The organism is Rubneribacter badeniensis (assembly GCF_002899695.1).
GTDB classification, from domain to species: Bacteria; Actinomycetota; Coriobacteriia; order Coriobacteriales; family Eggerthellaceae; genus Rubneribacter; species Rubneribacter badeniensis.
In genome coordinates this window covers 22,680-46,436 of record NZ_PPEL01000003.1, presented here as the reverse complement: position 1 = coordinate 46,436, position 23,757 = coordinate 22,680, and the positions used below count along the sequence as shown (strand labels likewise).

The following is a 23,757-nucleotide window of genomic DNA, read 5'->3' as shown; positions in this document are numbered from 1 at the left end:
ATGCCAAAACGGAGTCGACGCGGATTATCTTTCCAGACCGGAGTTGGCAGACTGCTCGGCGAGTTCGAATCCCTCCCGTTCATGCATCCTAGCCCGCCGTTTTCGCCAGCGTTTCGAGCAGCGCGCGCATCTCGCGGCAGTCGCGCAGGGCGAAGCGCGCTCGCGTCGGCCCGCCTCCCACCTTCACCGTCCACGCGTTCGCCGGCGCGGCTTCGAACACGTCCTCGTCGGTGCGGTCGTCGCCCGCCGCCAGCAAAAACCCGTATGAAGGATCGCGGAACCACCGATGCGCCGCGTGCCCTTTGCCCACGCCGTTCGGTTTGATTTCGATCACCTTGTTGCCGTCCATGAGCGCAAGCCCGCTTCCCTCCAGCTCGCCGAGCGCGTTCTTCAGCTCGATGACGCGGCGCTCGGCCAACTCCTGCCCGCACATGCGGTAGTGCCACACGAGCGAGAAGTCCTTCTCTTCCAGAATGGCTCCCGGCGTGCGGTCCACGAAGCCGGCGAGCACCGGCCGGATGGCGTCTTTCCAAGCGTCGTCGAGCGGCTCCTCAAGCGTCCAGCCGCTGCGGTTGCGGTCGAGGAACCACACGCCGTGCTCGGCCACCAGCTCCGCGGGCGTGCCGCCCAGCCAGGATTCGAGCGTTCCGCGGTCGCGTCCCGACACCACCACGACGTCGGTTCCCGCCGCGGTTCCCAGCGTTTTCAAAAGCGCGAGCAGCTGCGCGTCGGGCGCCGCATGCGCGGGCTCGCCCGAGAACGGCACGAGCGTCCCGTCGTAGTCGAGCAGAAGCGCGCGCCTTCTCGCCGCAAGGAACGCCTCTGCCATCCTGCGCGCGGAATCCGGCCCGATCAGACGGGCGCCCAGGCCCTCCTGCCTCCTCTTCGTCTCGTCCATCGCGTCCAAGAACTCGCGCGCCCACTTGCGCGACGTGTACCGTGCGAGCCTATGCTGCATAGGGGCGTTGCGTCGGCGCTGCTCGTCTGCGGGCATGGCGAGCGCCTGCTCCATGGCCGACACCAACCCTTCGAGATCGAACGGGTTCACCGTGATCGCCTCGTGCAGCTCCGAAGAAGCGCCTGCCATCTCGGACAGCACGAGCACGCCGCCGTCGCCGTCGTGGCAGGCCAAGTACTCCTTGCACACGAGGTTCATGCCGTCGCGCAAAGGGGTGACCAGCATGACGTCGCTCGCCACGTACAGTCCGGCCAGCTGGTTGAACGGCAGCGAACGGTAGTAGTAGTCCACCGGCGTCCAGTCCATCGTCGAGTGCTTGCCGTTGATGAGCCCCACCAATTCGTCGATGCGCTTCTTGAGCGCGCGGTACGACCCCACGTTCTCGCGCGAGGGTACGGTGACGAGCACGAGCACCACCCTGCCCGCCCACTCGGGGTGACGGTCGAGAAACGCGTCGTAGGCGTTCAACCGGTCGGGGATGCCTTTGGAATAGTCGAGCCGCTCCACCGACAGCATCACCTTGCAGCCCTCGTGGCCCTTCTCGGCCGCGAACTCCGCTGCGGCGCGGCGCACTGCGGGCGTGCGCGCGGCGTCGCGATAGCGCTCGTAGTCGATGCCGAGGGGAAACGCGTCTGCCTGGACGAGCCGTCCGTCCGCCATGAGCGTGCCGCTCGCGTTCTCGATGCCGGCGATGCGCCGGCAGCTCGAGAGGAAGTGCCGCACGTAGTCGTAGGCGTGAAAGCCGATGAGGTCGGCGCCGAGCAGGCCGCGGACGATCTCCCCGCGCCATGGCAGCATGCGGAACGTCTCGTAGTCGGGGAAGGGGATGTGCAGGAAAAAGCCGATGCGCGCGTCGGGCAGCGCCTCGCGCAGAAGCGACGGGAGGAGCATGAGGTGGTAGTCCTGCACCCAGAGCACGTCGCCGGATCGCGCCTCGGCGACGACCGCGTCGCGAAAGCGCTCGTTCACGCGCCGGTACGCCTCCCATTCTCCTTTGTCGAAGCGGGCGAGGTGGGGGAATCCGTGGAAGAGCGGCCAGACGGCGGAGTTCGAGAACCCCTCGTAATAGCGCTTCGCGTCCTTCGTATCCAGGAACACGGCGCGGCACGCGCGCTCGGCAAGCGCGCCGTCGAGCGCCGCTCGCCCCTCGTCCGCGAGGCCCTCGGCCGCATCGGCCCAGCCGATCCAGAGGTTTCCGGCCTCCTCGTGCAAAGGCCCCAATCCCGTCACCAGCCCGCCGACGCTGCGCTCGAACGAGAAACCGCCCGCGCCGTCGCCCTCGAAACGGTAGGGGAGGCGGTTCGACACGATGACGAGCCGCCTCGGCGTCTCGTGCTCCGAGCTTTCCGCAGGGCGGGCCGTTCGCGCGGGGGCGAAACCGGATGCGAGGGTCGAGGGCGACGTCTTCGGGCGGTCGGCGACGGCCGCGCTTGTGTGTGCTGTCGTGTCCATGCTGCTCCATCTTCTCTGTCGTTTCGGCCATTGTACGCAGCCCTCGGCCATCCGCTCGCAGCGGTTGCGCTGCCGTTTCAGGCTCGTCAGGCCGTCGTGAACCGCTCATCGCGCCCAAGGCGGCCGGAACCGCTCGCTCTGCCCTTGCGCCGCGCGCCCAAGCGGGCCTTCTCGGCGCGCCTCGCGAACGGCTCGAAGGCCTTTCGAGGGGGCCGCGCGCCCCCTCCTCGTCCGACGCGCGCTCCTTCGCGTTCCGCGCGGGTTCGTTATGCGCTATGATGCCGTCAGACGAAAATCCACCGCCGACCGCATCGAAGGAAGGACATGCAGACCTACGTCGCCCACTACCGCTCTCCCGCCGCCGCCGACGTGCGCGGCACGGGCCTGTTCGAGTTTGAAAGCGAATCGCGCGCCGGTACGAAGGGCAACCTGCGCGACGCGCGCCTCAAGATGCTCGAGTTGTACGGAAAGGACGCCGTGTCGTGGAACATCGACCGCGTCGAGCGGAAGAGGGCGACTGCGGCGGCCTCGGACGGCCAGCTCGAGTTGGACTTCCGACCGCCGAAGCCCGAGCGCAAGCGTGCGAAGCGCAAGGAGTGGTGGTAGCCGGGGCGGTTTTGCGCGTGCCTTCGCGGTGACGCTTGCGCTCCGTCTTCGCGTCTTCGCGCCGTCGCCGCCGCAAGGCGCTATAATGCGTCTGATCGAAAAACCAGCGTGCCGGGGCCTTGCGCGCCCTTGCGCGGACACGACCGGATATCAGGGAGCGTTATGAAGAACAAGCAGGTGAAACTTCTCAAGCGACTGCTCGAGACCCCTTCGGCCACCGGCACGGAGGCCGCCGTCGCCGCGCTCGTGCGGGCGCATGCGGCCGATGCGGCCGACGAGGTCGACACGGACGTGATGGGCTCGGTGCACGCCAGGCTCAAGGGCTCGGGCGCGGGCCCCTCGCTCATGCTGTCGGCCCATATGGACGAGATCGGCCTCATGGTCACCTACGTCTCCGACGACGGGTTCCTCTCCGTCGCGGCGGTGGGCGGCGTGGACGCGGCCATCCTGCCGGGTCTGCGCGTGGACGTGCACGCTTCGAACGCCTTCGAGCCGTTGCGCGGCGTAGTGGGTCGCAAGCCCATCCACCTCATCGAGCCCGACGAGCGCAAAAGCGTCACCCCTCTCGACAAGCTTGTCATCGATCTGGGGCTTCCCGCCAAGAAGGTGAAGAAGCTCGTCCGCGTGGGCGATGTCGCCACCTTCGGCGTGGGCTTCGAGCGCTTCGGCGCGAACATGGCCGTGTCGCGCGCGTTCGACGACAAGGCGGGCGTGTGGATCGGCCTGCGCGTGCTGCAGCGGTTGGCGAAGGGGCCGCGTCCGACGGGCGACTTCGTCTTCGCCGCCACCGTGCAGGAGGAGATCGGCGTGCGCGGGGCCGAGACGAGCGCGTACTCGGTTCGTCCGGACGTGGTGCTGGCCTTCGACGTGACGCACGCCACCGACTATCCGGGCATCGACAGGACGAAGCACGGCAAGATCGTCTGCGGCGGGGGCCCCGTCATCGCCCGCGGGCCCAACATCAACCCCGAGGTGTTCGAGCGGCTCGTGGCCGCCGCCGAGGCCGAGGGGCTGCCGTACCAGATCGAGGCCGAGCCAGGTGTGACGGGCACCGACGCGCGCGCCATCCAGATGGCCCGCGGCGGCATCGCGACGGGCCTCGTGTCCGTGCCGTTGCGCTACATGCACACGCCCACCGAGGTGGTGTGCCTCGACGACCTCGACGCCACGGTGGACCTCATTGTGCGCTTCGCGCGCGACCTCGACGAAGGCGCGTGCTTCGTGCCGGGCATGGGCGGCGTTGCGACCGCGTCCGGCATCGAGGGCGAGGCCGGAGCGGAATCCGAAGCGGGGCCGGCGGGCTCCGAAACGGCGGCGGGGTAGCTCTCCATGAGGCGCGAGGAGACGACCATCGCCAAGAACCGCAAGGCGCTGCACGAGTACGAGGTCCTTGAGACGTTCGAGGCCGGCATCGAGCTCACGGGGTGCGAGGTGCGCTCGCTGCGCGACAACCACTGCCAGCTCACCGACTGCTTCGCGCTCGTGCGCGGCGGCGAGGTGTGGCTGCACAACGTGCACATCCCGCCGTACGCCAACGGCAACATCGCCAACCCCGATCCCGACCGCAAGCGCAAGCTGCTGCTCCACAAGAGGCAGATCCGCCAGCTGCAAGAACGGGTGCGGGAAAAGGGCCTGGCGCTCGTGCCCTTGCGGATGTACTTCAAGGAGAACGCGCTCGTGAAGGTGGAGCTGGCCGTGGCGCGCGGCAAGAAGCTCTACGACAAACGCGCGAGCATGGCCGAGCGCGACAGCCGCCGCGAGGTGGAGCGCGCGCTCAAGGAGCGCAGCCGCTGAGCGCCGTCCCCGATGGCGTTTCAGGCGAAGCGCCGCGCGAAGAACCCGCGCCGTTTCCACGGCGCCCGAGGCGAAGGAGGCCTGCTATGGGCTTGGACGAAGAGCTTGAACAGATGGAGGACGGCGAGCAGACGCAAGCCGAGGCGACCGACGAGGCTTCCGACCTCGAAGACGTCGAAGAATTCCAAAGCGACGATGAGTTCGACCCCGACGCCGACGAGGAGGATCTTGAAGACGCCTACGAGGGCTTCTTCGCCGAAGAGGGCCCCGATGGCGAGGGCGAGACGGCGCTTTCGGGAGACGACGGCGGTTTGGCGGCTGTCGCGGGCGCGGGCGAGGGCGTCGATCTGTCCGAAGAGGGCTTTCATCTGGTGGACGGCGACATCGGCGACGTCGACGAGACAGAGCTTGCAGACGATGCGGCCGCGGAAGACCTCGAGGATGCCGAAGACGACGCGGATGAAGCCTACGAGCTGGTCGAGCTCGAGCTTTCCGACGACGATATCGTGCGCTACCTCGAAGACGACGACGGGGACATCGTCGGGTTCGTGCTCGTCGAGGACGGCGAGGAGGTCGAGTACTTCTACGTCGAGGAAGACGAGGAGGGCGAAGAAGGCGAAGGCGCGGACGAAGGCGACGAGTTCGACTTCGGCATCACCAAAGAGGGCGTCGCCGAGGCCACGAGCGACATGAACGCCATCTACAAGGACGGCATCGCCGTGGCCGCCGAGCTCAAAGGGGCGTTCGACGACATCAAAGGCGCCTTCGATTTCGGCTCTTTCCTCAAGAAGTGACGTTGGCCGTGCGGGCACCCGGATCCTCGAGCGCCGTTTCGCATCGGACTCTGCGTCGAAGGGCTCGATGCGCCTGCCCGCCTTTCCCGGCGGGCAGGCGGCTACAAGCGGCGTTCCCAGCGCTTGACAAACCGCGCGCGCTCGATAGAATGAATGTTCGCGCACGAGTCCGACCGTGCGCTCGCACGTTGACAAGGTGGGGCCTTCGACCCGGCATCGCGCGACGCGTTCGCTGCGCAGATGCGCCTTGCATGCAAGGGGGCGACTGGTTTCGACATGGTAGGTTTGAAATGAGGAGCAGGTCGTGGTCTCCTCGCCACGTTAAACAGGGGTGCCGTCAAGTTAATTGGCAAAGCTAAGACTCAGAGCGCTCCGGCGCTCGCCATGGCTGCTTAATCGCGCCTGGCTGTCGTCCGCGGGATGCCTCCGACTCGCGGTTCGGCATCAACCGAGGGGGCTGCGCTCGGGCACGTAGCCGGTATGGCCCGGGCAAAGATCGAACTGGCTAGGAAGCGCAACGCTCGTCGGCGAGCCGCGCGCCTCCGAAAGCCGACCGCCGACTAAGCTTGTAGAGCCTCATGGACGATCTAGTATGGACCGGAGTTCGATTCTCCGCGCCTCCACCATTCAATCTGTACCGTCTGAACTTGCGTAATGCCAGTTCAGACGGTATTTTTTCCTATAAGTAGCGACACTCGGCGCGACCTTGCGTCTGTATGCGTTGTTAACAAGCGTCCACGTGCTGTCGCCGCCGTCCATGACGTACCGCTGCTGCGCGGGCGTGCCGTTGCCGGTTTAGAGCCAGATTCCGGCCCCGCCCTGCCGGATCCCGCCACCACGTCCAACCGCAGGTCGTTATGCGGAGGGCCTTGCCGTCCCGCATGTCACCATCGAGAACATGCGCCACAGCTTCGCGACGTCGTACCTGCACGCCGGGGGAGGCGTCGAGGACTTGTCGCGCATCCTCGGGCACAGCGACATCAACACGACGTACCGGCGCTACGTGAGGCCGAACGTCGAAGACCTCCGCAGGGGCATGGACGCCGTCCTGTGACGCCTTGCCCCGACATGCCGCCATCTGTGTTACAATGTGTTCTATCATGATGACCGGAAGGAGGAGCGACATGGCAAGCGCGACGATGACCGTCCGCATGGACGATTGCGAGAAGGCGTTGATCCTGGACTACGCCAAGGCGTTCGGAACGACCGCGTCCGACTTCATGCGCCGCACCGCTCTCGAGCGCATCGAAGACGAGCTCGACTTGAGGGCTTGGAGCGAAGCCAAGGCCGAGTTCGACGCCGACCCCGTGATCATACCGGCTTCCGAGATCGCGAAGAGGTACCTATGACGTGGAGGCTCGGCTACTCCAAGAGGGCCGACAGGCAGCTCGCGAAGCTCGATCCGGGCGTCGCGAGGATGATCGTCGCGTGGATGGCGAAGAACGTGGACGGGTGCGAAGACCCCCGCGCCCACGGCAAATGCCTCACCGCGAACAGGTCGGGGCAATGGAGGTACCGCGTGGGGGATTACCGCGTGCTGTGCGAGATACGCGACGACGAGCTCATCGTGCTCGCCGTCGAAATCGGGCACAGGCGCAGCGTGTACGACCGTTGAGCTCGGGGGATCGTAGCCAATAATTAACCAATGGAGGTGCGTTTCCCCTGCTCAAACGCCCGTGGCTCAACATTCGATTCTTCGCGCCTCCACCACAGGAGAATTGGTCGAACACCTTTCGTATGGGTGTTCGACCTTTTTCGCGCCAATCTCTGCCAACGGCAAGCACGCCGCTTCGATCCTGCGGGACGCAGGATCGAAGCGGCGTTTTCTTTGCGAAGGCGTCTGTCTTTTGTGAACGGGGCGGCGCAGCTTGAAAGTGCGCTTCGGACGTCGGGACGCTCGCCGGCGCATCGTGCGCCCCGCCCGTCTTCGATAAGAGGGAAATGCGCATGCTCCGTGCGCTCTCCGTGTCGAATTTGCGAAGTTCGCCGCATCGCGCGCTTCGGGGTCGTTTTGTTACCGAGGAAACTTGCGCCCCTTGGTACAATTGGCGCACGATCCGAGTGTCTGAGAGTGGTTATGAGCGAGAACACATCCGAGAACAACCGCAGCGGCCGCCATGCTGCGAACGGGCCTGCGTCGGGCAACGCCGTTCCGAGCGGCGAATCCGCGTCTTCTGCCCGTCGTTCGCCCGATGCGACGACGGCGATGCCCCGACCTGTGCGTCCGGCAAGCGCCATGCCGCAAAAATCGCAGATGGGGACCCGTCCTGTGCGCTACGTTCCCGAAAGGGCGTTCGCGTCCGGCGGCCCTGTGAGGCCGGTCGACGTGGCGCAGGCTCCTTCGTCTGGTTCGAAGCGCCGTCCGCTCAAAGCGGTTGGCATCGGCGTGGGCGTGCTGGTCGCCCTTCTTCTCGTTGCGTACGTGGGCGTGGCCGTGTACTTCACCGGGCGCTTCATGCCGAACTCCACTGTCGGCGACGTCGACGTGTCGCTCATGTCCTCTTCGGAGGCGCAGGAGCGGCTCGCCGAGGTGATCGACGGCTACGAGCTTTCGATCGAGGGGCAGGGCTTCGAGCTGTCCCTTTCCGCCTCCGATGCGGGCATGTTCTTCGACGGATCTGCCGTGGTGGGCGACATGCTGGCCGATATGAACCCGTGGGCGTGGCCTTTTGAACTGGGGCGCGAGCACGACGAGACGGATCGGCTCGTGGCCCGCTACAACGAAACGGGGCTCGAAGAGGCCGTCCGCGATGCGGTGGGGCAGTTCAACGCGTCGGCTGTCGCTCCGGAGAACGCCACCGTCTCCTACGACGAGGCCGCGGGTTCGTTCTCCATCGTGCCCGAGCAGATCGGCACCGCGCTCGACGCCGATGCCGTGGTGGAGGCTGCCGACAGCGCGCTGGGGGCCCTCGACGAGCAGGTGACGCTCACGGAAGGCCATCTGCTTCAGCCCTCTATCTTCGAATCGGATACACGGCTCGCCGCGGCGGTCGACGAAGCGAACACCATGATCGGAGCCGATCTCGTGCTGCAGATGGCGGGCACGACGGTGGGCGAGGTGAACGCCGAGCTCGTGGCGCAGTGGGTGAGCTTGGACGGCGACCTCAACGCCGTGCTCGACGAAGGGGCGCTGACCGCTTGGGTTGACGAGCTTGCCGCCCAATGCAGCACCGTGGGCACCGAGCGCTCCTACACCCGCGCGGACGGCAAGGCGGTCACGGTGTCGGGGGGCGTGTACGGTTGGTCGGTCGATCGCGACACGCTGCTCGGCATCGTGAAGGAGGGCGTGAAGTCGGGCCGCACGGGCACGGTGGACGTCCCCTGCTCGACCACCGGAACCGCTTACAACGGAGCGGGCGCGCGCGACTGGGGCAGCCGCTACCTCGACATCGACCTGTCCGAGCAGTACGTGCGCTTCTACGACGAAGCGGGCGCGCTCGTTTGGGAGTCCGCCTGCGTGACGGGCACGCCCAACGGAGAGCACGACACGCCGAGCGGCGTGTACTGGCTCAACCAGAAGCAAAGCCCTTCGACTCTTGTCGGCTACGACGGCAACACGAAGATCTACGAGACAGAGGTGCAGTACTGGATGCCGTTCGTCGGCAATGCCATCGGGCTGCACGACGCCGACTGGCAGCCGGACTTCGGAGGCACGCTGTACAAGGAGGGCTTCGGCAGCCATGGCTGCGTGAACCTGCCGCCGTCGAAGGCGGGCGAGCTCTACGGCCTCATCCAGGGAGGCGACGTGGTGGTCTGCCACTGGTAGGGCGCCGTGCCGCAATCGGACGGATGATGCGCTTTTCCCTCGTCTGGAAGAACCCCTCTCCGTTATCGCGGGGAGGGGTTCTTCGCAGTGCGCTGCCGTTCGATATTGCGAGGGCGATTCAGGACGAAGTTGCGCCCAGCCGCTTGAACACCGCGAGATAGCGAAGCCGTCCCTTGTCGGAGAGCTCGACGGCCTCCCGTCCTTCCGAGCCGGCAAAGCGCAACAGCCCTTCGTCGATGAGCGGAGCGTGCACAGCGGGATCGTAGGCGATCGGCTCGCCGCGATGCAGGGCGTTGAGACGGGCGCGCAGGGCGAGGGTTTCCTCGTCGATGGCCGAGACGCGTTCGGTGATGGCCGTCTCGTCGGCGCTTCGCTTTAGGTACAGGGCGAAATCGTCGGTGTTCGACCAGGCGAGGCCGCCGACGGACGAGGCGGTTCCTGGGCCGAGCGAGAGCGTCTCCCGATCCGCCAAGGTGAGAACGGGCGCGAACCGGTCGCCGAAGTAGGGGTTGTCTTCGCCGCGGGCGAACCGCAAGGGGCCTGACGGCGCGAACCCGTGCTCGGAAAGCCATTCGTCCGCGTGCCGCAGCAGGGCGGCCGCGTCGTCGTCGGGCAGCGCGAGCGGGCTTTCGGGGCGCAGGGGGACGAGCTCGACGCGCTCGACGCACGGCCTTCGCATGTCGCATAGAGTTCGCGTCAGGCTGTCCTTCGTCTGGCCGGCGATCCCCACGGCCACCTGCATGCCGATCGCGCGCACGCCTACGCGCTCCAGGAGGGCGTCCGATTCCCTCATCTCGGCTTCCGCATCGGGCCGGCCGAGCGCTTCGGATTCGTTCGGATCGGACGTGAGGTAGCGGAAGTCGGGCCGTGGATCGCCGAGCGAGCGCAGCTCGTCGAGGCTGGCGGCAGGCAAGAGCCCAGGGTCGAAAGCCGCGTAGACGGGCGTTTCGGGGGCGATGGAAAACAGCCGCTTGGCGGATGCGAGCATGAGGTGGAGGTCGGCGGCAGACAGGGCGTTCGTCGGCCCGGTTCCCAGCGTGACGCTCTCGATGGCCAGCTCCTCGGCGTCTTCGGAGAACCCTTCCATCTCGCGTACGACCGCTTCGACGTAAGCGCGTTTGAGGGCGGGAGACGCGTTTCGCCGCACTGGGTCGCCGAACGGCTCGTCGGCGGCGCGAACGGAGAAGGGCACGCTGATGAAGAGGTTGCACGCTTGCATGAGGATCCTCCTCGGCATCGTTTGGTCGTCTCGCCTATCCTACCACGCCTTTCCGTCGTTTCGGGCGGGCTGCTTCGGAAGGCGGGCCGTTGAAGCTCCCGGATCGAGGCTCTCGGACCGAGGCTCCTACAGCGCTCCTACAGCACGATCAGATCGGCGCGCGAAAGCGGGATGACGCGGGCGAGGTCGTCGGGCGCCATCTCGATCTGGCATCCGATGCGCCCTCCCGAGAACGCGATGCGCTCATGGAGGTCGCACGTCTCGTCGATGGCGGTGGGGAAGAGGCGCTTCATCCCGATGGGCGAGCAGCCTCCGTGCACGTAGCCGGTGAGCGGCAGAAGGTCGCGCGAACGCACCATCGCGACGGCTTTCTCGCCTGCGGCCGCGGCCGCCTTCTTGAGGTCGAGCTCGCAGGCGACGGGTATCATGAACACGTAGTGCGCGCCCGAGCGTCCCTCGGTGACGAGCGTCTTGAACACGCGGTCCTCGTCGATCCCGAGCCGTCGCGCCACCTCGACGCCTGAAAGCGCTTCGGGGCAGTCGAAGAACCGCGCCTCGTAGCGCGCCCCCGTCGCATCGAGGGTGCGCATAGCGTTGGTCTTGTGCTGTTCTTTGGCCATGGTCAGCGGATGAAGTTCGTCCTGACCTTCGGTTCCACCTCGGGCGCGGGTTCGCGCTCGACGGCGCGCAGGAGCCAGGCGAGGTTGCGGCCAAGGACGCGCATGGTGTGCAGCCCCTCGCCGTCTTGGCGCACCTCCTCGATGCTTTGGCCGTGCACCATGGGCCAGTAGGTGGACGAGGCGACGGGCATGCAGTTGATCTGGAAGTACTTGTTGATCTGGTCGATGGCCGGCGTCGTGCCCGCGCGCCGCGCGGAGGCCACGGCCGCCGCCGGCTTGAAGCGCAGCCGTGCCGACGCCGCGTAGAACATCCGGTCGAGCACGGCGAGGAGCGCCCCGTTCGCTCCGGCGTAGAACACAGGCGTGCCCACCACGAGGCCATCTGCCTCGGTCGCTTTGGCGATGAGGCCGTTCACGACGTCGTCGTCGAAAACGCAGCGCGCGTCTGCCCGCTTGGCGCAGCCGCCACAGCCCAGGCAGCCCCGCACGGGTTCGCGGCCGATCCAGGCGATCTCGGTCTCCACACCTTCGGCTGCGAGAGCCCCCGCCACCTCGTCGAGCGCCGTGCGCGTGCAGCGCCCCTCGTTCGGGCTTCCGTTGATGAGCAAAACCTTCATGACAGCTCCTTTTCCGCGGCCGTCTGCGGCCCATGCGCCCTGCGCACGTCCCGCCTTGGGCGCACCGGCTCCTCTCGTCTGACTGCTGCCGACAGATTAGCAGATACTATGGCTCGGCGTGACGGTTTGCAAACAACGAACAGGCCCTGCGCTATACTGTCCCCATGGACAAGATGCAAACAGCGACCGGCTCCTTCCCAGGCGGGGACGACGCGCCCATCGGCGTGTTCGATTCCGGTTTCGGAGGGCTCACCGTGGCCCGCGAGATCGCGAAGGCCCTTCCGGAGGAGTCCATCGTCTACGTGGGTGACTCGGCGCGCTGCCCGTACGGCCCTCGCCCCCTCGAGGAAGTGGACGGTTTCGTGCAGCAGATCGGCGGCTGGCTCGTCAAGCGCGGCGTGAAGCTCGTCGTCATCGCGTGCAACACGGCCACGGCGGCGGGCCTTGCGCACGCTCGGCGTGTTTTCCCCGTGCCGGTGGTGGGGGTCGTGGAGCCGGGCGCCCGCGCGGCGGCGAGGGCCACGAAGAACAATCGGGTGGGCGTCATCGCCACGAAGGCGACGGTGGAGTCCGGCGCGTACACGAACGCCATCCGCGCCATCGATCCGGGCATCACCGTGTTCTCGACGGCCACGCCGCGGTTCGTGGAGATCGCCGAGCAGGGCGTGCGGATGGCCGAGGGCCCGGTGGAGGATTTCACCTCGCTCGCGTCGAAGGTGTACATCCGTCCCGAGTTCGAGGAGATCGCGCGCGAGTACCTTGAGCCCCTGCGCCGTTGCGGCATCGACGCGCTCGTGCTGGGGTGCACCCACTTCCCCTTGCTCAAAGCGCTCATCGGAGGCGTCGTGGGCCGCGAGGTGACGCTCATATCGTCGGGGAAGGAGACGGCGCGCGACGTGGCCGCCATCCTGCGCGAACGCGGGGCGTGCGCCCGTGTCGGGCACGTGCCGCGCTACGAGTTCTACACGACGGGAGACGATGTGGAGGAGTTCGGACGGTTCGGTGGCCGCGTGTTCAACGCGCCCATCGACTCGGTCGCGCGCGTGGACTTCGAAGCGTGAGCGCGCCCGTCTGTCCGCAGCTTGGACGGGTGCGGGCCGCTTGCGGCGTCGAAGCGCGGCGCTGATACGTGAAGGGAGAGGGAGGATATGAGAAAGACCGTCGTCATCGCCAGCAACAACGCGCACAAGGCGCGCGAGATCGCCGAAGCGCTGGATTTTCCCGGTTGGGAGTTTTGTACGCTGCGCGATCTGGGGATCGCCTCCGATCCGGAAGAGGATGCCGACACGTTCGAGGGCAACGCCCGCATCAAGGCGCGGGCTGCGCGCGAGGCGAGCGGCGGCAGGGCGGTGCTCGCCGACGACTCGGGCTTGGTCGTGGACGCGCTCGATGGTGCGCCCGGCGTGCGCTCGGCGCGCTACGCGGGCGAGGACGCCACCGACGCCGCCAACAACGCGAAGCTGCTCGATGAGCTCGCCGACGTGCCCGACGCGCAGCGCACGGCGCGCTTCATGTGCACGCTCGTGTTCATAGACGAGGACGGATCCGAAGAGGTTGCCCACGGCGTCGTCGAGGGGCGCATCGGGCATGCCGAGCGCGGCGAGCACGGCTTCGGCTACGATCCTTTGTTCCTGCCCGACGTGTTCGGCGGCGAGCGCACGCTCGCCGAGGCTCTGCCGCAGGAGAAGAACGCCGTGTCGCATAGGGGAAACGCCCTGCGCGCCCTGCGCGCGCGGATCGAAGAGGGCGCGTAGGGGGCGCTGCGGCCTGATCTGCAATTGACGTGCTTCATCTGCGGAAACGCCGCGCCCTGCGCGTCTTTCGACAGGCGCGGCGCGCGGACGGCTCCTTCGTCCTCGCGGTGCGCGATGCGGGCGCTCGTGCGCCGTGAGGCGACCTGCGCTTCGTCGAGCCCGCGCTGTCGATCTTCTGCTATACTGGCACCTGCCGTTTTCGTCGGGACGTGGCGCAGTCTGGTAGCGCGCCTGCTTTGGGAGCAGGATGTCGCAGGTTCGAATCCTGTCGTCCCGACCAGTGCGGACTCTTTCGGGGAAGGGCTGCGGCCCTTCCCCGTCGCATGGATGCTCCGAGACTGAGAGCCTCCCTCTTTGCCGCATGCTCGGGGAAGCGTGTGAAAGGCGGTGCGAGCATGCGCACTGCTTCGCATCGTTTCAGCATCTTCAGCTCGGTGGGCTGCGGCGTCCTTTGCCGGGGGCGATCAGGATTCTTTCGCGGGCTTGCAGCCCCTTTCCCTCTTGCGCTGCCGACGCGCGCGTGGCGGCGTGCATCGATTCCCTTGAAGCGGCAGGGCTTTCGAGCGGGAGTTTGTCGGGATACCGGTGGTGATGTGCTCGGAATGGAAGGGCGGTCGTCGGCATGACGGCCTTCGGTGCGGACGTCACCGGCCCCTCCGTCGAGTTTATGCGGAATCTGGTGGAAACTCCCGGGGAATCTTGCGCGCGATGGCCGATGTTGCGGTACAATAGCCGACGCGTCATGCGGGTGTAGTTCAATGGCAGAACCTGAGCCTTCCAAGCTCATGACGCGGGTTCGATTCCCGTCACCCGCTCCATCAGACAAGTACCGGGCTGGAAGCGTGCTTTCCGACCCGGTTTTTTGTTTCCTCCTGCGATTTTCGTCTTTCGCGAGGAACCGTGGATTGCAGGCCAGAAAGCGCGGGCGCCCGATTATTGCCAACGGTGTTCGACCACCGCATAGAGCCCCCAGGTCACTTCCGAGCCGCATCCATCCGGCGCCCCGTCATCTTGCTTCTTCGGCTTGGAAGCCGTCTGCTTTGAAGCGCGGTACATGCTTTGGAGGCCAGCGGGAAAGGGTTTGCCGCTTCGGCGCGCTTCCCAACCCTCATCCCTCTCCGACGCTCGTCGATCTTTCGAAGCCTTGTGCCGCTGCCTGATTCCGACGCGTCCGAGCGCCGACGGGCAAAGCCGCGCCGGAGGTCGCGGTCGTTTCATCCCTTGAACGCAGAATGCCCCGACCGTGCGGGCCGGGGCATTCCGGAAAGAGAGGCTCCTGTGTTTTCAGGCGCTCGCCTTTCGCAGGTAGGCGACGATGTCGTCTGATTCGTACAGAGCCTTGCCGCCGATGACCAGGCACGGCACTTGCTTCTTACCTCCGATATGGATGAGGTCGTTCTGATTGCCGGGCTGCAGGGTGTCGCGCGTGTCCATGGTTATCTTGTGCTCGTCCATGAAGCGCAGAACCTTCTGGCAGAAGGGGCAGGACTTCTTGTAGTAAAGCGTATGGTTCTCCAGATAAGGCATGCAAGGCTCCTCTCGATGCTCGATCGGCGAACGAATGAGCTTTTATCGATAGAGCATCCTATGATATGGCATTTCGGCATACTTCCTCTACATCGTAAACGCACCGTTGCCAATCGGTTGCCATTCGATCAGAAGGATAGGGAGCGAACAGGTTCGCACTTCGTTTGCTTGGAAGGGATCGCAAAAAGATATTGCAAGTGAAATGATGTTATGGAATAATGTTCGGTTTTTTCAAAAGGTCGCCCCGATCAAGCGGGGCGACGAGGCTTCAATGGCGCGCCCAGCAGGACTCGAACCTGCAACCGACGGATTAGAAGTCCGTTGCTCTATCCATTGAGCCATGGGCGCGTTTTGACCAACATCGGTATTATACCGCAAAATTCTCCGGAAGGGCTTTTGGATGCGCTAGGGTTCCGAGGTGGCGGGGGAGCGGGTCAATAGGTATATCCATCAGGTATTTTGAAGAAATCGACGAGAGGAGATCCCAGTAAGGGCCGCGCATCCTCCTTCCGGTTGCCCCCTTGCGGCGCGGCGTTTGCATCGAAATTGCATGTTTCTGAATATTTATGCATTTCGAACGGTCGATTTTGCGGTGCGGAGGGGTCTGATCGCCTCGCGAAGACGCTTCGAATGCTCCTGAATCCTTACAGATTCACTCCACCATGCAAGAGCAAATTTGAAGAAATGATGAAGAAGTAGAGGGTGCAAGTGAACCGTTCGCCGAAAAAACACGCGGTAATCCCTGAGGGGCGGTTTTGTTTCGTTTTTGTGGTTGCAATTTGACCGGAACCGTGAGATTTTGACCCTGTCAACCGGACGTCCGGTGCGCAACGGGCTGTTCCGATGGTCGAAAATCTGGAAAATGCATAAAACCGAAGAAGAAGGAGGGTTGCTATGGCTGGTGTGAACGTCAAGAGCGAGATCAAGCCCTTGAAAAAAGTGTTGTTGCACCGCCCGGGCCGAGAGCTTCTGAACCTGACGCCGAACACGCTCGAGGAGCTTCTGTTCGACGACATCCCGTTTCTGAAGGTGGCCCAGGAGGAGCACGACGCCTTCGCCCAGGCCCTTCGCGACAACGGCGTGGAGGTCGTCTACCTCGAGCGGCTCATGGCCGAGGTGCTCGACCAGAACCCCGAGCTGCGCGAGAAGTTCCTCAAGCAGTTCATCGAGGAGGCGGGCATCCGCACCGAGCGCTACCAGAAGATCATCTACGACTACCTCAACGACAACTATCCCGACAACTTCGACCTCGTGCTCAAGACGATGGAGGGCATCAACCTCACCGAGCTGCACACGGACAAGTCGAACTCGCTCGTGGACCTCGTCTCCGAGGCCTCCAAGATGGTCATCGCCCCCATGCCGAACCTCTACTTCACCCGCGACCCGTTCGCGATGATCGGCAACGGCGTGTCCATCAACCGCATGTACTCGGTCACGCGCAACCGCGAGACGATCTTCGCCGAGTACATCTTCACGCACCATCCCGACTTCAAGGACGTCCCGCAGTACTACAGCCGCTACAGCGCGTTCCACATCGAGGGCGGCGACATCCTCAACATCAACGAGCACGTGCTGGCCATCGGCATCTCGCAGCGCACCGAGCCCGACGCCATCGACGAGATCGCCCACAACATCTTCAACGACGAGACGTCCCCCGTGGACACCATCCTGGCGTTCAACATCCCCAACAACCGCGCCATGATGCACCTCGACACGGTGTTCACGCAGATCGACGTGGACAAGTTCACCATCCACCCCGGCATCATGGGGCCGCTCACGGTGTTCGAGATCACGCCCGAGGGCGCGGGGATCAAGGTGCGCGAGATGAGCGGCAAGCTCGAGGACATCCTCGAGAAGTACGTCGGTCGCCCGGTGGAGCTCATCCCCTGCGGCGGCGGCGACCGCATCGCGGCCGAGCGCGAGCAATGGAACGACGGCTCGAACACGCTGTGCATCGCTCCGGGCACCGTGGTGGTGTACGAGCGCAACGACGTGACGAACGCCCTGCTCAAGGAGAAGGGCATCAACGTCATCGAGATCCCCTCGGCCGAGCTCTCCCGCGGCCGCGGCGGCCCGCGCTGCATGAGCATGCCCATCTGGCGCGAGGACTAGCCCGAGAGCCTTTATGTCTTTTCCGGTCGCCGGGGCCGCCTGTCGGCTCCGGTGCCGAAAAGAGGCGGGCTGAATACTTGGCGCGGCCCGTCGATACCGTTTGTTGTTGGACACGCACGACGAAAGGAACGAATCATGCCTACTAGCCTGAGCGGTCGCCACTTCCTGAGGCTCCTCGACTTCACCACCGAGGAGATCGAGTACCTCTTGAAGTTGTCTCGCGAATTCAAGAACCTGAAGCTGACGGGCACCCCGCACCGCTACCTCGAGGGCAAGAACATCGTCCTCCTGTTCCAGAAGACGTCCACCCGCACCCGCTGCGCGTTCGAGGTCGGCGCCATGGACCTCGGCATGGGCGTGACCTACCTCGATCCCGGCAGCTCCCAGATGGGCAAGAAGGAGTCCATCGAGGACACGGCGCGCGTGCTCGGCCGCTTCTACGACGGCATCGAGTTCCGCGGCTTCGCCCAGACCGACGTCGAGGAGCTGGCCGCCAACGCCGGCGTGCCGGTGTGGAACGGCCTGACCACCGAGTGGCATCCCACTCAGATGCTCGCCGACATCCTCACGATGCAGGAGAACTTCAACTACGACATCAAGGGCAAGACGTTCGTGTTCATGGGCGACGCGGCCAACAACGTGGCGCGCTCCCTCATGGTGGTGTGCTCGAAGCTGGGCGTGAACTTCGTCGCCTGCGGCCCCAAGGAGAACATGCCCGACGCCGAGCTCGTGAAGACCTGCGAGGCCATCGCCGCCGAGAACGGCTCCACGGTCAAGCTGACCGAGGACATCAAGGATGCCTGCACGGGCGCTCACGTCATCTACGCCGACGTGTGGGTGTCCATGGGCGAGCCCGACGAGGTCTGGGCCGAGCGCATCCGTCTGCTCGAGCCGTACCGCGTGACGAAGGAGGTCATGGCCATGGCCGACCCCTCCGCCATCTTCCTGCACTGCCTGCCGTCGTTCCACGACACCAACACCACCATCGGCGCCGACATCGCCGAGCGCTTCGGCGTCACGGAGATGGAGGTCGAGGACGAGGTGTTCGAGTCCAAGCAGTCCAAGGTGTTCGACGAGGCCGAGAACCGCATGCACACCATCAAGGCCGTCATGTACGCCACGCTTTCCTAAAGAAAGACCAGGTGAATTACTATGCCCTATCAGAGAGGCGAGGGCAAGACCGTCGTCATCGCGCTCGGCGGCAACGCCCTCGGCAACACGCCCCAGGAGCAGCTGGAGCTGGTGAAGGACACGGCCGCCCACATCGTCGACATGGTCGAGGACGGCGTGAACGTCGTGGTCTCCCACGGCAACGGCCCGCAGGTCGGCATGATCAACAACGCGTTCGCCTACGCGAGCGCCAACGACGGCAAGACCCCCGAGATGCCCTTCCCCGAGGCCGGCGCCATGAGCCAGGGCTACATCGGCTACCAGCTCTCCCAGGCGATCCTCAACGAGCTCAAGGCCCGCGGCATCGGCCGCTCCACGGCGTGCGTCGTGACCCAGACGGTGGTCGACCCGGCCGACCCGGCCTTCGAGAACCCCACCAAGCCGGTCGGCGCCTTCCTCACCGAGGAGGAGGCCAGGGCCAAGGCGGCCGAGACGGGCTGGACGTACAAGGAGGACGCGGGCCGGGGCTGGAGGCAGGTCGTCGCCTCCCCGAAGCCGGTGCGCGTCGTCGAGTTCGACGCCATCAGCGACCTCGTGGACGCCGGCTACGTCGTCGTCTCCACGGGCGGCGGCGGGGTGCCGGTGTTCGAGGAGGGCGGCTACGCGGGCGTGCCCGCGGTCATCGACAAGGACCGCTCGAGCGCGCTTCTCGCCCGCGAGCTCGGCGCCGACATGCTCGTCATCCTCACGGCGGTGGAGAAGGTGTGCGTGAACTTCAACACGCCCGAGCAGGCCGAGATCGACGAGATGGACGTCGCCCAGGCCCGCGCCTACATCGAGGAGGGCCAGTTCGCCCCCGGAAGCATGCTGCCCAAGGTGGAGGCGTGCATCGACTACGTCGAGGCCTACCCCGGGGGCCGCGCCCTCATCACCTCCCTCGAGCGCGCCGCGGCCGGCCTGCGCGGCGAGACGGGCACGGTGATCACGGCCTAGCCGCCTTTGCCGGCTCGGGGCGCCGGCCGCTGCAAGATCGGCGCCTCGGAGTTGTCCAGCGAGCGGCGGCACCTGCTTCGGCAGGCGTCGCCGCTCCATTCAGGGTTATCGCGGATCGCGCGGTTATGCTTCCGTCGATCCGTGTTGCAAATTCTCGTTCGCCAATCATATTCACCTCGACTCCCTGAAAGGGGGAGGTTCGTATGACCGAGAATGCAAAGCAAAAAAGCAAGAAGAAGCGATCCATATCGTCGTTCACCATCCTGCTGATCATCCTGATCGCGCTGGCTTTGGTGACGGTGGCGATGTCGCTGGCAGGCGTGGAGGGCGTCACGGGCGCGACGGTGGCCAACGTGGCGACGGCTCCCGTCAAAGGCTTCACCGACGCGTTGCCTGTATGCTTGTTCGTTCTGATCCTAGGCGGCTTTTTGGGTATCGTCGCCGAGACGGGAGCGCTTGATGCCGGCATTGCCGCGTTGGTGAAGAAGCTCAAGGGCAACGAACTCGTGCTCATTCCCATTCTGATGTTCATCTTCTCCATCGGCGGCACGACGTACGGCATGCTCGAGGAGACGGTTCCGTTCTACCTGCTGCTCGCGGCGACGATGGTCGCGGCAGGTTTCGACAGCGTGGTCGGCGCGTCCGTCGTTTTGCTGGGCGCCGGCTGCGGCGTGCTTGGATCGACGGTGAACCCGTTTGCCGTCGGTGCTGCCGTGGACTCGCTGAGCACGTCGGGGATCGAGGTCAACCAGGGCGTCATCATTCTGCTCGGCGTCATCCTGTGGCTCGTGTCGTTGGCCATCTCCATCGTGTTCGTCATGCGCTATGCGAAAAAGGTCAAGGCTGACAAAGGGTCGACCATCCTGTCGCTGCAGGAGCGTCAGACCATGGAGGCCGAGTTCGGCAAGGATCGCCAGGAGGCCGAGGCCGCCGAGGCCCATCCGGACGAAAAGCTCATGACGGGCCGTCAGAAGGCGGCGCTTTCGGTGTTTGCCCTGACGTTCGTGGTCATGATCGTCGGGTTCATCCCGTGGAACGACTTCGGCGTGAGCGTGTTCGACGCGGGTGCGGTCACCGAGGAAGTCACCGAGCAGGTGTCCGGCGAGGACGTTTCCGCGGTGTGGGCTGACGCCGAGGGCAGCGATCTCGCGTTCGACGGCGAGGTGTCCGGCACCGTCACCGCCGAGGAGCAGGTGTCCAGCGGCTGGTCGGCGTTTCTGACCGACGTGCCGCTCGGATCGTGGTACTTCGACGAGGCGTCCACGTGGTTTTTGCTGATGGCCATCATCATCGGGATCATCGGAGGCGTGTCTGAAGGTCGTTTCGTCAAGGCGTTCGTCAACGGCGCCTCCGACATGATGAGCGTCGTGCTGATCATCGCCATGGCGCGCTCCATCACGGTGCTCATGGGCGAGACGGGGCTCGATCTATGGATTCTCGAGAACGCCGCGAACGCGCTCAGGGGCCTGTCCGCAGTCGTGTTCGCGCCGATGTCCTTCTTGCTCTACATCGTGCTGTCGTTCCTCATCCCGTCGTCGTCCGGCATGGCCACGGTGTCCATGCCCATCATGGGCCCGCTGGCCGACTCGCTCGGCTTCTCGCCCGATGTTATGATCATGGTGTTCAGCGCCGGCAGCGGCTTGGTGAACCTGTTCACCCCGACGAGCGGCGCCATCATGGGCGGGTTGGCGCTGGCGAAGGTGGAGTACTCCACGTGGCTGAAGTTCGGCGCCAAGCTGTTCGTCATTTTGGGCGTTGTGTGCATGGTCATCTTGACGGCGGCGATGATCCTCGTTCCGGGAACCGCCGGATAGCCGCGTCCTCCTTGCGTGCGGGTCGGGGTAGCGGCGCGCACGCGCAAAGGCGCGCTCAAGAGAGAAGGGCTCTGCTTGCGGCAGAGCCCTTCTTGCGTTGGCGCAGAGTCGACGAAGTCGCGCGGCGCTTCGCCGCCGTCAGAGGGGCTTGCGCATCCACACGTGCTCGACGTGCTCGTCGAGCTCCACGGGGCCGTACTGCTCGTAGCCTGCGCGTTCGTAGAAACCGGCGGCGCGGCACTGTGCGTGCAAGCGCATCGAGGCGGCACCTCTCTCGCGGGCGACGCGCTCGGCCTCGGCCAGAAGAAGCGTGCCGAATCCGTCGCGGCGCGCTTCGGGCAGCACGGCCAGCCGGCCGAACACCCAGCATGCGCGTGCGTCTGCACCGTCCTGCGCCGCAGCGAGGGGAGCGGTCGAGCCCTCCACGTTCGAATCGTCGGGGTCGGGAAACGTTCGCGCGCAGCCCGCGAGGCGTCCGTCTGCGTACAGCGTCAGATGGATGGTCGAGGGGTCGGCGTCGGTTTCGTCGAACTCGTTCTCGAACCCCTGCTCCTCTACGAACACGCGTTCGCGCACGAGCCGCGCGTCTTCGAAGTTGCCGCGTTCGATGCGCACCGCCATGGTCTGCCGCCTTTCTTTTCCGTCGCTGCCTGAGAGGGCAACGATACCATGAAAACGCGCAACGGTCATCCTCTTTTGCGAGGTCGTGTGGACGTTTTCTGCATAACGGGTCCGTGTGCAGCCGGTTTGGGCCGCATCGTCGCTCCACAGGGGCGAAAAGATGGTAGAATTTTAAAATCTGTAGGGAATCGCACGAAGCTTGCCGGATAGGAAGATGCGCAATGCAAATTCGCGAACAACTTGAACAGCTGATCGACGCGGCCGTGGCGGCCGCGCGCGAGGATGGGGCGCTTTCGCTCGACGAGACGCCGCAGGCGGCCCTCGAGCGTCCGCGCGACGAGGGCAACGGAGACTGGGCGTCCACCGTCGCTTTGCGCTCGGCGAAGCTCGCCAAGAAGAACCCGCGCGAGATCGCCCAGATCATCGTCGACCACCTGCCTGAGAACGACCTTGTCCAGTCGGTTGAGATCGCGGGCCCCGGCTTCATCAACATCCGCTTGAAGCCTACGGCGCTCCAAAGCGTGGTGGCCGCCGTCCGCGCCGAGAAGGGCGACTTCGGCAAGGGCGAGATCCCCGAGGGCGAGCGCAAGATCAACCTCGAGTACATCTCGGCCAACCCCACCGGCCCCATGCACGTGGGCCATGGCCGCTGGGCCGCGCTCGGCGACGCCACGGCGCGCGTCATGCGCCATGCCGGCTACGACGTGTACGAGGAGTTCTACATCAACGATCACGGCACCCAGATGGACAACTTCGGCGAGTCGGTGGCCGTGCGCTACCAGCAGCTGCTCGGCCGCGACGTGGAGATGCCCGAAGCCTGCTATGCCGGCGCGTACGTGAAGGACATCGCTCAGGCCATCATCGACGAAGACGGCGACAAGTGGCTCGATGCCGACCCGACCGAGCGCATGGAGAACTTCCGCGAGCGCGCCTACGCCTACGAGCTGGCCGAGCAGCATCGCGTGACCGAGCGCTTCGGCACGACGTTCGACTGCTGGTTCAGCGAGCGCAGCCTCTACGAGCCCGACGAGAACGGCGAGAGCGCCGTCGACCGCAGCCTTGCGGCCATGGACGAGAAGGGCTACATCTACGTCGAGGACGGCGCCACCTGGTTCAAGTCGAGCGCGTTCGGCGACGAGAAGGACCGCGTGCTCATCAAGGCCAACGGCGAGATGACGTACTTCATGAGCGACGTGGCGTATCACTACAACAAGATGGAGCGCGGTTTCGACCACCTCATCAACATCTGGGGCGCCGACCACCACGGCTACATCGCCCGCTGCGAGGCCATGCTGGCCGCCTGGGGTTGGCCCGGCGCGCTTGAGATCATGCTCGGCCAGCTGGTGAACCTGTTTCGCGACGGCGAGGCCGTGCGCATGTCCAAGCGCACGGGCGAGATGATCACGTTCGAGGAGCTCATCGACGAGGTGGGCGTGGACGCGACCCGCTACCTCATGCTGGCGAAGTCCTCCGACCAGCCCATCGACTTCGACATCGAGGTGGCGAAGAAGAAGGACGCGTCGAACCCGGTGTACTACGTGCAGTACGCGCACGCGCGCATCTGCTCGATCCTGCGCAAGGCCGCGTCCGAGGCCGATGCCGCGGCTGCCGAATCCGGCGAGCTGTCGATGGACGAGCTGGCTGCGAAGGTCATCCCGGCCGACGTGGACCTCGCGCCGCTTGCGCACGAGAGCGAGCTTGCGCTCATGCGCAAGATGGACGACTTCGGCCCGCTCGTGGCCCAGGCCGCCCGCGACCGCGCGGCGTTCCGCCTGACGCACTACGCGCAGGACCTTGCCGCGCTGTTCCATTCGTTCTACACGAACTGCCACGTCATCGGCGAAGAGGCGGCGCTGCGCGATGCGCGCCTCGCGCTTGTGGACGCCGCCCGCATCGTGCTGGCCACGACCCTGGGCCTTTTGGGAGTGAGCGCGCCTGCGAAGATGTAACGTCCTGTCGCATGCGACGAGAAGGCCGCCCTCGGGGCGGCCTTTTTTTGC

The 23,757-nt window shown here is 65.5% G+C and carries 21 protein-coding genes, 3 tRNA genes and 1 other RNA gene; 18 read left to right on the top strand and 7 right to left on the bottom strand.

Features of this window, described 5'->3' with window-relative positions; all coding sequences use genetic code 11:
- Window positions 1-88: 88 nt before the first annotated feature.
- Window positions 89-2,410, bottom strand: a complete 2,322-nt coding sequence (locus tag C2L80_RS01435) for a bifunctional alpha,alpha-trehalose-phosphate synthase (UDP-forming)/trehalose-phosphatase (protein WP_103262473.1) — start codon at window positions 2,408-2,410, stop codon at window positions 89-91.
- A gap of 324 nt (window positions 2,411-2,734) precedes the next feature.
- Between C2L80_RS01435 and C2L80_RS01430 the strand changes: the two genes are divergently transcribed.
- The 9 genes from C2L80_RS01430 to C2L80_RS01390 all read left to right on the top strand — a co-directional run bounded on the left by C2L80_RS01430 (window position 2,735) and on the right by C2L80_RS01390 (window position 9,370).
- Window positions 2,735-3,016, top strand: a complete 282-nt coding sequence (locus tag C2L80_RS01430; protein WP_103262472.1) for a hypothetical protein — start codon at window positions 2,735-2,737, stop codon at window positions 3,014-3,016.
- Window positions 3,017-3,178: 162 nt separating this feature from the next.
- Complete coding sequence (locus C2L80_RS01425; RefSeq protein WP_103262471.1) at window positions 3,179-4,339, top strand: M42 family metallopeptidase; 1,161 nt, start codon at window positions 3,179-3,181, stop codon at window positions 4,337-4,339.
- Between the two features lie 6 nt (window positions 4,340-4,345).
- The gene (gene smpB / locus C2L80_RS01420) at window positions 4,346-4,810 is read left to right on the top strand and encodes an SsrA-binding protein SmpB (protein WP_087196518.1); all 465 of its coding nucleotides are present in this window, start codon (window positions 4,346-4,348) and stop codon (window positions 4,808-4,810) included.
- An 86-nt stretch (window positions 4,811-4,896) separates the two neighbouring features.
- Window positions 4,897-5,604 (top strand): hypothetical protein, encoded by a 708-nt coding sequence (locus C2L80_RS01415; RefSeq protein ID WP_103262470.1) that lies wholly within the window; start codon window positions 4,897-4,899, stop codon window positions 5,602-5,604.
- 257 nt (window positions 5,605-5,861) lie between these two features.
- Window positions 5,862-6,230: a transfer-messenger RNA gene (gene ssrA / locus C2L80_RS01410) on the top strand.
- A gap of 179 nt (window positions 6,231-6,409) precedes the next feature.
- Window positions 6,410-6,658 carry a tyrosine-type recombinase/integrase gene (locus tag C2L80_RS01405; protein ID WP_338049461.1) on the top strand — a complete coding sequence of 83 codons (249 nt, stop codon included), beginning with the start codon at window positions 6,410-6,412 and terminating at the stop codon, window positions 6,656-6,658.
- A 70-nt stretch (window positions 6,659-6,728) separates the two neighbouring features.
- On the top strand, window positions 6,729-6,953 hold the full coding sequence (relB, locus tag C2L80_RS01400; protein ID WP_087196524.1) for a type II toxin-antitoxin system RelB family antitoxin: 225 nt from the start codon (window positions 6,729-6,731) through the stop codon (window positions 6,951-6,953).
- Window positions 6,950-7,219 carry a type II toxin-antitoxin system RelE family toxin gene (locus tag C2L80_RS01395; RefSeq protein ID WP_087196525.1) on the top strand — a complete coding sequence of 90 codons (270 nt, stop codon included), beginning with the start codon at window positions 6,950-6,952 and terminating at the stop codon, window positions 7,217-7,219. Before relB ends, C2L80_RS01395 begins: the two co-directional genes overlap by 4 nt.
- Window positions 7,220-7,858: 639 nt before the next feature.
- Entirely contained in the window at window positions 7,859-9,370 is a 1,512-nt protein-coding gene (locus C2L80_RS01390; protein ID WP_087196602.1) for a L,D-transpeptidase family protein, read from the top strand.
- Window positions 9,371-9,488: 118 nt separating this feature from the next.
- Here C2L80_RS01390 and C2L80_RS01385 read toward each other — a convergent pair whose 3' ends face one another.
- The 3 genes from C2L80_RS01385 to C2L80_RS01375 all read right to left on the bottom strand — a co-directional run bounded on the left by C2L80_RS01385 (window position 9,489) and on the right by C2L80_RS01375 (window position 11,826).
- Window positions 9,489-10,589 carry a hypothetical protein gene (locus tag C2L80_RS01385; protein WP_087196527.1) on the bottom strand — a complete coding sequence of 367 codons (1,101 nt, stop codon included), beginning with the start codon at window positions 10,587-10,589 and terminating at the stop codon, window positions 9,489-9,491.
- A 137-nt stretch (window positions 10,590-10,726) separates the two neighbouring features.
- Entirely contained in the window at window positions 10,727-11,209 is a 483-nt protein-coding gene (gene ybaK / locus C2L80_RS01380; RefSeq protein ID WP_087196529.1) for a Cys-tRNA(Pro) deacylase, read from the bottom strand.
- 2 nt (window positions 11,210-11,211) lie between these two features.
- Window positions 11,212-11,826: a flavodoxin family protein gene (locus C2L80_RS01375; RefSeq protein WP_087196531.1), complete on the bottom strand. Its 615-nt coding sequence runs from the start codon at window positions 11,824-11,826 to the stop codon at window positions 11,212-11,214.
- A 173-nt stretch (window positions 11,827-11,999) separates the two neighbouring features.
- On the opposite strand from C2L80_RS01375, the gene murI reads away from it, so the two are divergent.
- From murI to C2L80_RS01355, 4 genes are all read left to right on the top strand, one after another.
- On the top strand, window positions 12,000-12,887 hold the full coding sequence (gene murI, locus C2L80_RS01370; protein WP_224758907.1) for a glutamate racemase: 888 nt from the start codon (window positions 12,000-12,002) through the stop codon (window positions 12,885-12,887).
- An 87-nt stretch (window positions 12,888-12,974) separates the two neighbouring features.
- Entirely contained in the window at window positions 12,975-13,580 is a 606-nt protein-coding gene (gene rdgB, locus C2L80_RS01365; RefSeq protein ID WP_087196535.1) for an RdgB/HAM1 family non-canonical purine NTP pyrophosphatase, read from the top strand.
- A 203-nt stretch (window positions 13,581-13,783) separates the two neighbouring features.
- Window positions 13,784-13,860: transfer RNA gene (locus tag C2L80_RS01360), tRNA-Pro, on the top strand.
- Between the two features lie 464 nt (window positions 13,861-14,324).
- A tRNA-Gly gene (locus C2L80_RS01355) sits at window positions 14,325-14,398 on the top strand.
- A 466-nt stretch (window positions 14,399-14,864) separates the two neighbouring features.
- Here the strand turns inward: C2L80_RS01355 and C2L80_RS01350 are convergent.
- Together C2L80_RS01350 and C2L80_RS01345 are read right to left on the bottom strand one after the other, a co-directional pair.
- Window positions 14,865-15,107: a glutaredoxin family protein gene (locus tag C2L80_RS01350; protein WP_087196537.1), complete on the bottom strand. Its 243-nt coding sequence runs from the start codon at window positions 15,105-15,107 to the stop codon at window positions 14,865-14,867.
- A gap of 272 nt (window positions 15,108-15,379) precedes the next feature.
- A tRNA-Arg gene (locus C2L80_RS01345) sits at window positions 15,380-15,455 on the bottom strand.
- Between the two features lie 546 nt (window positions 15,456-16,001).
- On the opposite strand from C2L80_RS01345, the gene arcA reads away from it, so the two are divergent.
- The 4 genes from arcA (at window position 16,002) to C2L80_RS01325 (ending at window position 21,136) form a co-directional block, all read left to right on the top strand.
- Window positions 16,002-17,219 (top strand): arginine deiminase, encoded by a 1,218-nt coding sequence (gene arcA / locus C2L80_RS01340; protein WP_087196539.1) that lies wholly within the window; start codon window positions 16,002-16,004, stop codon window positions 17,217-17,219.
- Window positions 17,220-17,354: 135 nt separating this feature from the next.
- On the top strand, window positions 17,355-18,350 hold the full coding sequence (gene argF, locus C2L80_RS01335) for an ornithine carbamoyltransferase (RefSeq protein WP_092196965.1): 996 nt from the start codon (window positions 17,355-17,357) through the stop codon (window positions 18,348-18,350).
- A gap of 21 nt (window positions 18,351-18,371) precedes the next feature.
- Window positions 18,372-19,322, top strand: a complete 951-nt coding sequence (gene arcC, locus C2L80_RS01330; RefSeq protein WP_103262469.1) for a carbamate kinase — start codon at window positions 18,372-18,374, stop codon at window positions 19,320-19,322.
- A gap of 203 nt (window positions 19,323-19,525) precedes the next feature.
- A complete protein-coding gene (locus C2L80_RS01325) occupies window positions 19,526-21,136 on the top strand; it encodes a YfcC family protein (RefSeq protein WP_103262468.1) in 1,611 nt (536 codons plus the stop codon).
- Between the two features lie 138 nt (window positions 21,137-21,274).
- Here the strand turns inward: C2L80_RS01325 and C2L80_RS01320 are convergent, their stop codons facing one another.
- Entirely contained in the window at window positions 21,275-21,757 is a 483-nt protein-coding gene (locus tag C2L80_RS01320) for a GNAT family N-acetyltransferase (RefSeq protein WP_103262467.1), read from the bottom strand.
- A 221-nt stretch (window positions 21,758-21,978) separates the two neighbouring features.
- Between C2L80_RS01320 and argS the strand changes: the two genes are divergently transcribed.
- The gene (gene argS, locus C2L80_RS01315; RefSeq protein WP_103262466.1) at window positions 21,979-23,706 is read left to right on the top strand and encodes an arginine--tRNA ligase; all 1,728 of its coding nucleotides are present in this window, start codon (window positions 21,979-21,981) and stop codon (window positions 23,704-23,706) included.
- Window positions 23,707-23,757: the final 51 nt, after the last annotated feature.

What these genes read in the sequence shown, in the direction of transcription:
- C2L80_RS01435 (WP_103262473.1), bottom strand. Translation starts at nt 2,410, where the DNA reads ATGGACACGACAGCACACACAAGCGCGGCCGTCGCCGACCGCCCGAAG.
- C2L80_RS01430 (WP_103262472.1), top strand. Translation starts at nt 2,735, where the DNA reads ATGCAGACCTACGTCGCCCACTACCGCTCTCCCGCCGCCGCCGACGTG.
- C2L80_RS01425 (WP_103262471.1), top strand. Translation starts at nt 3,179, where the DNA reads ATGAAGAACAAGCAGGTGAAACTTCTCAAGCGACTGCTCGAGACCCCT.
- smpB (WP_087196518.1), top strand. Translation starts at nt 4,346, where the DNA reads ATGAGGCGCGAGGAGACGACCATCGCCAAGAACCGCAAGGCGCTGCAC.
- C2L80_RS01415 (WP_103262470.1), top strand. Translation starts at nt 4,897, where the DNA reads ATGGGCTTGGACGAAGAGCTTGAACAGATGGAGGACGGCGAGCAGACG.
- relB (WP_087196524.1), top strand. Translation starts at nt 6,729, where the DNA reads ATGGCAAGCGCGACGATGACCGTCCGCATGGACGATTGCGAGAAGGCG.
- C2L80_RS01395 (WP_087196525.1), top strand. Translation starts at nt 6,950, where the DNA reads ATGACGTGGAGGCTCGGCTACTCCAAGAGGGCCGACAGGCAGCTCGCG.
- C2L80_RS01390 (WP_087196602.1), top strand. Translation starts at nt 7,859, where the DNA reads ATGGGGACCCGTCCTGTGCGCTACGTTCCCGAAAGGGCGTTCGCGTCC.
- C2L80_RS01385 (WP_087196527.1), bottom strand. Translation starts at nt 10,589, where the DNA reads ATGCAAGCGTGCAACCTCTTCATCAGCGTGCCCTTCTCCGTTCGCGCC.
- ybaK (WP_087196529.1), bottom strand. Translation starts at nt 11,209, where the DNA reads ATGGCCAAAGAACAGCACAAGACCAACGCTATGCGCACCCTCGATGCG.
- C2L80_RS01375 (WP_087196531.1), bottom strand. Translation starts at nt 11,826, where the DNA reads ATGAAGGTTTTGCTCATCAACGGAAGCCCGAACGAGGGGCGCTGCACG.
- murI (WP_224758907.1), top strand. Translation starts at nt 12,000, where the DNA reads ATGCAAACAGCGACCGGCTCCTTCCCAGGCGGGGACGACGCGCCCATC.
- rdgB (WP_087196535.1), top strand. Translation starts at nt 12,975, where the DNA reads ATGAGAAAGACCGTCGTCATCGCCAGCAACAACGCGCACAAGGCGCGC.
- C2L80_RS01350 (WP_087196537.1), bottom strand. Translation starts at nt 15,107, where the DNA reads ATGCCTTATCTGGAGAACCATACGCTTTACTACAAGAAGTCCTGCCCC.
- arcA (WP_087196539.1), top strand. Translation starts at nt 16,002, where the DNA reads ATGGCTGGTGTGAACGTCAAGAGCGAGATCAAGCCCTTGAAAAAAGTG.
- argF (WP_092196965.1), top strand. Translation starts at nt 17,355, where the DNA reads ATGCCTACTAGCCTGAGCGGTCGCCACTTCCTGAGGCTCCTCGACTTC.
- arcC (WP_103262469.1), top strand. Translation starts at nt 18,372, where the DNA reads ATGCCCTATCAGAGAGGCGAGGGCAAGACCGTCGTCATCGCGCTCGGC.
- C2L80_RS01325 (WP_103262468.1), top strand. Translation starts at nt 19,526, where the DNA reads ATGACCGAGAATGCAAAGCAAAAAAGCAAGAAGAAGCGATCCATATCG.
- C2L80_RS01320 (WP_103262467.1), bottom strand. Translation starts at nt 21,757, where the DNA reads ATGGCGGTGCGCATCGAACGCGGCAACTTCGAAGACGCGCGGCTCGTG.
- argS (WP_103262466.1), top strand. Translation starts at nt 21,979, where the DNA reads ATGCAAATTCGCGAACAACTTGAACAGCTGATCGACGCGGCCGTGGCG.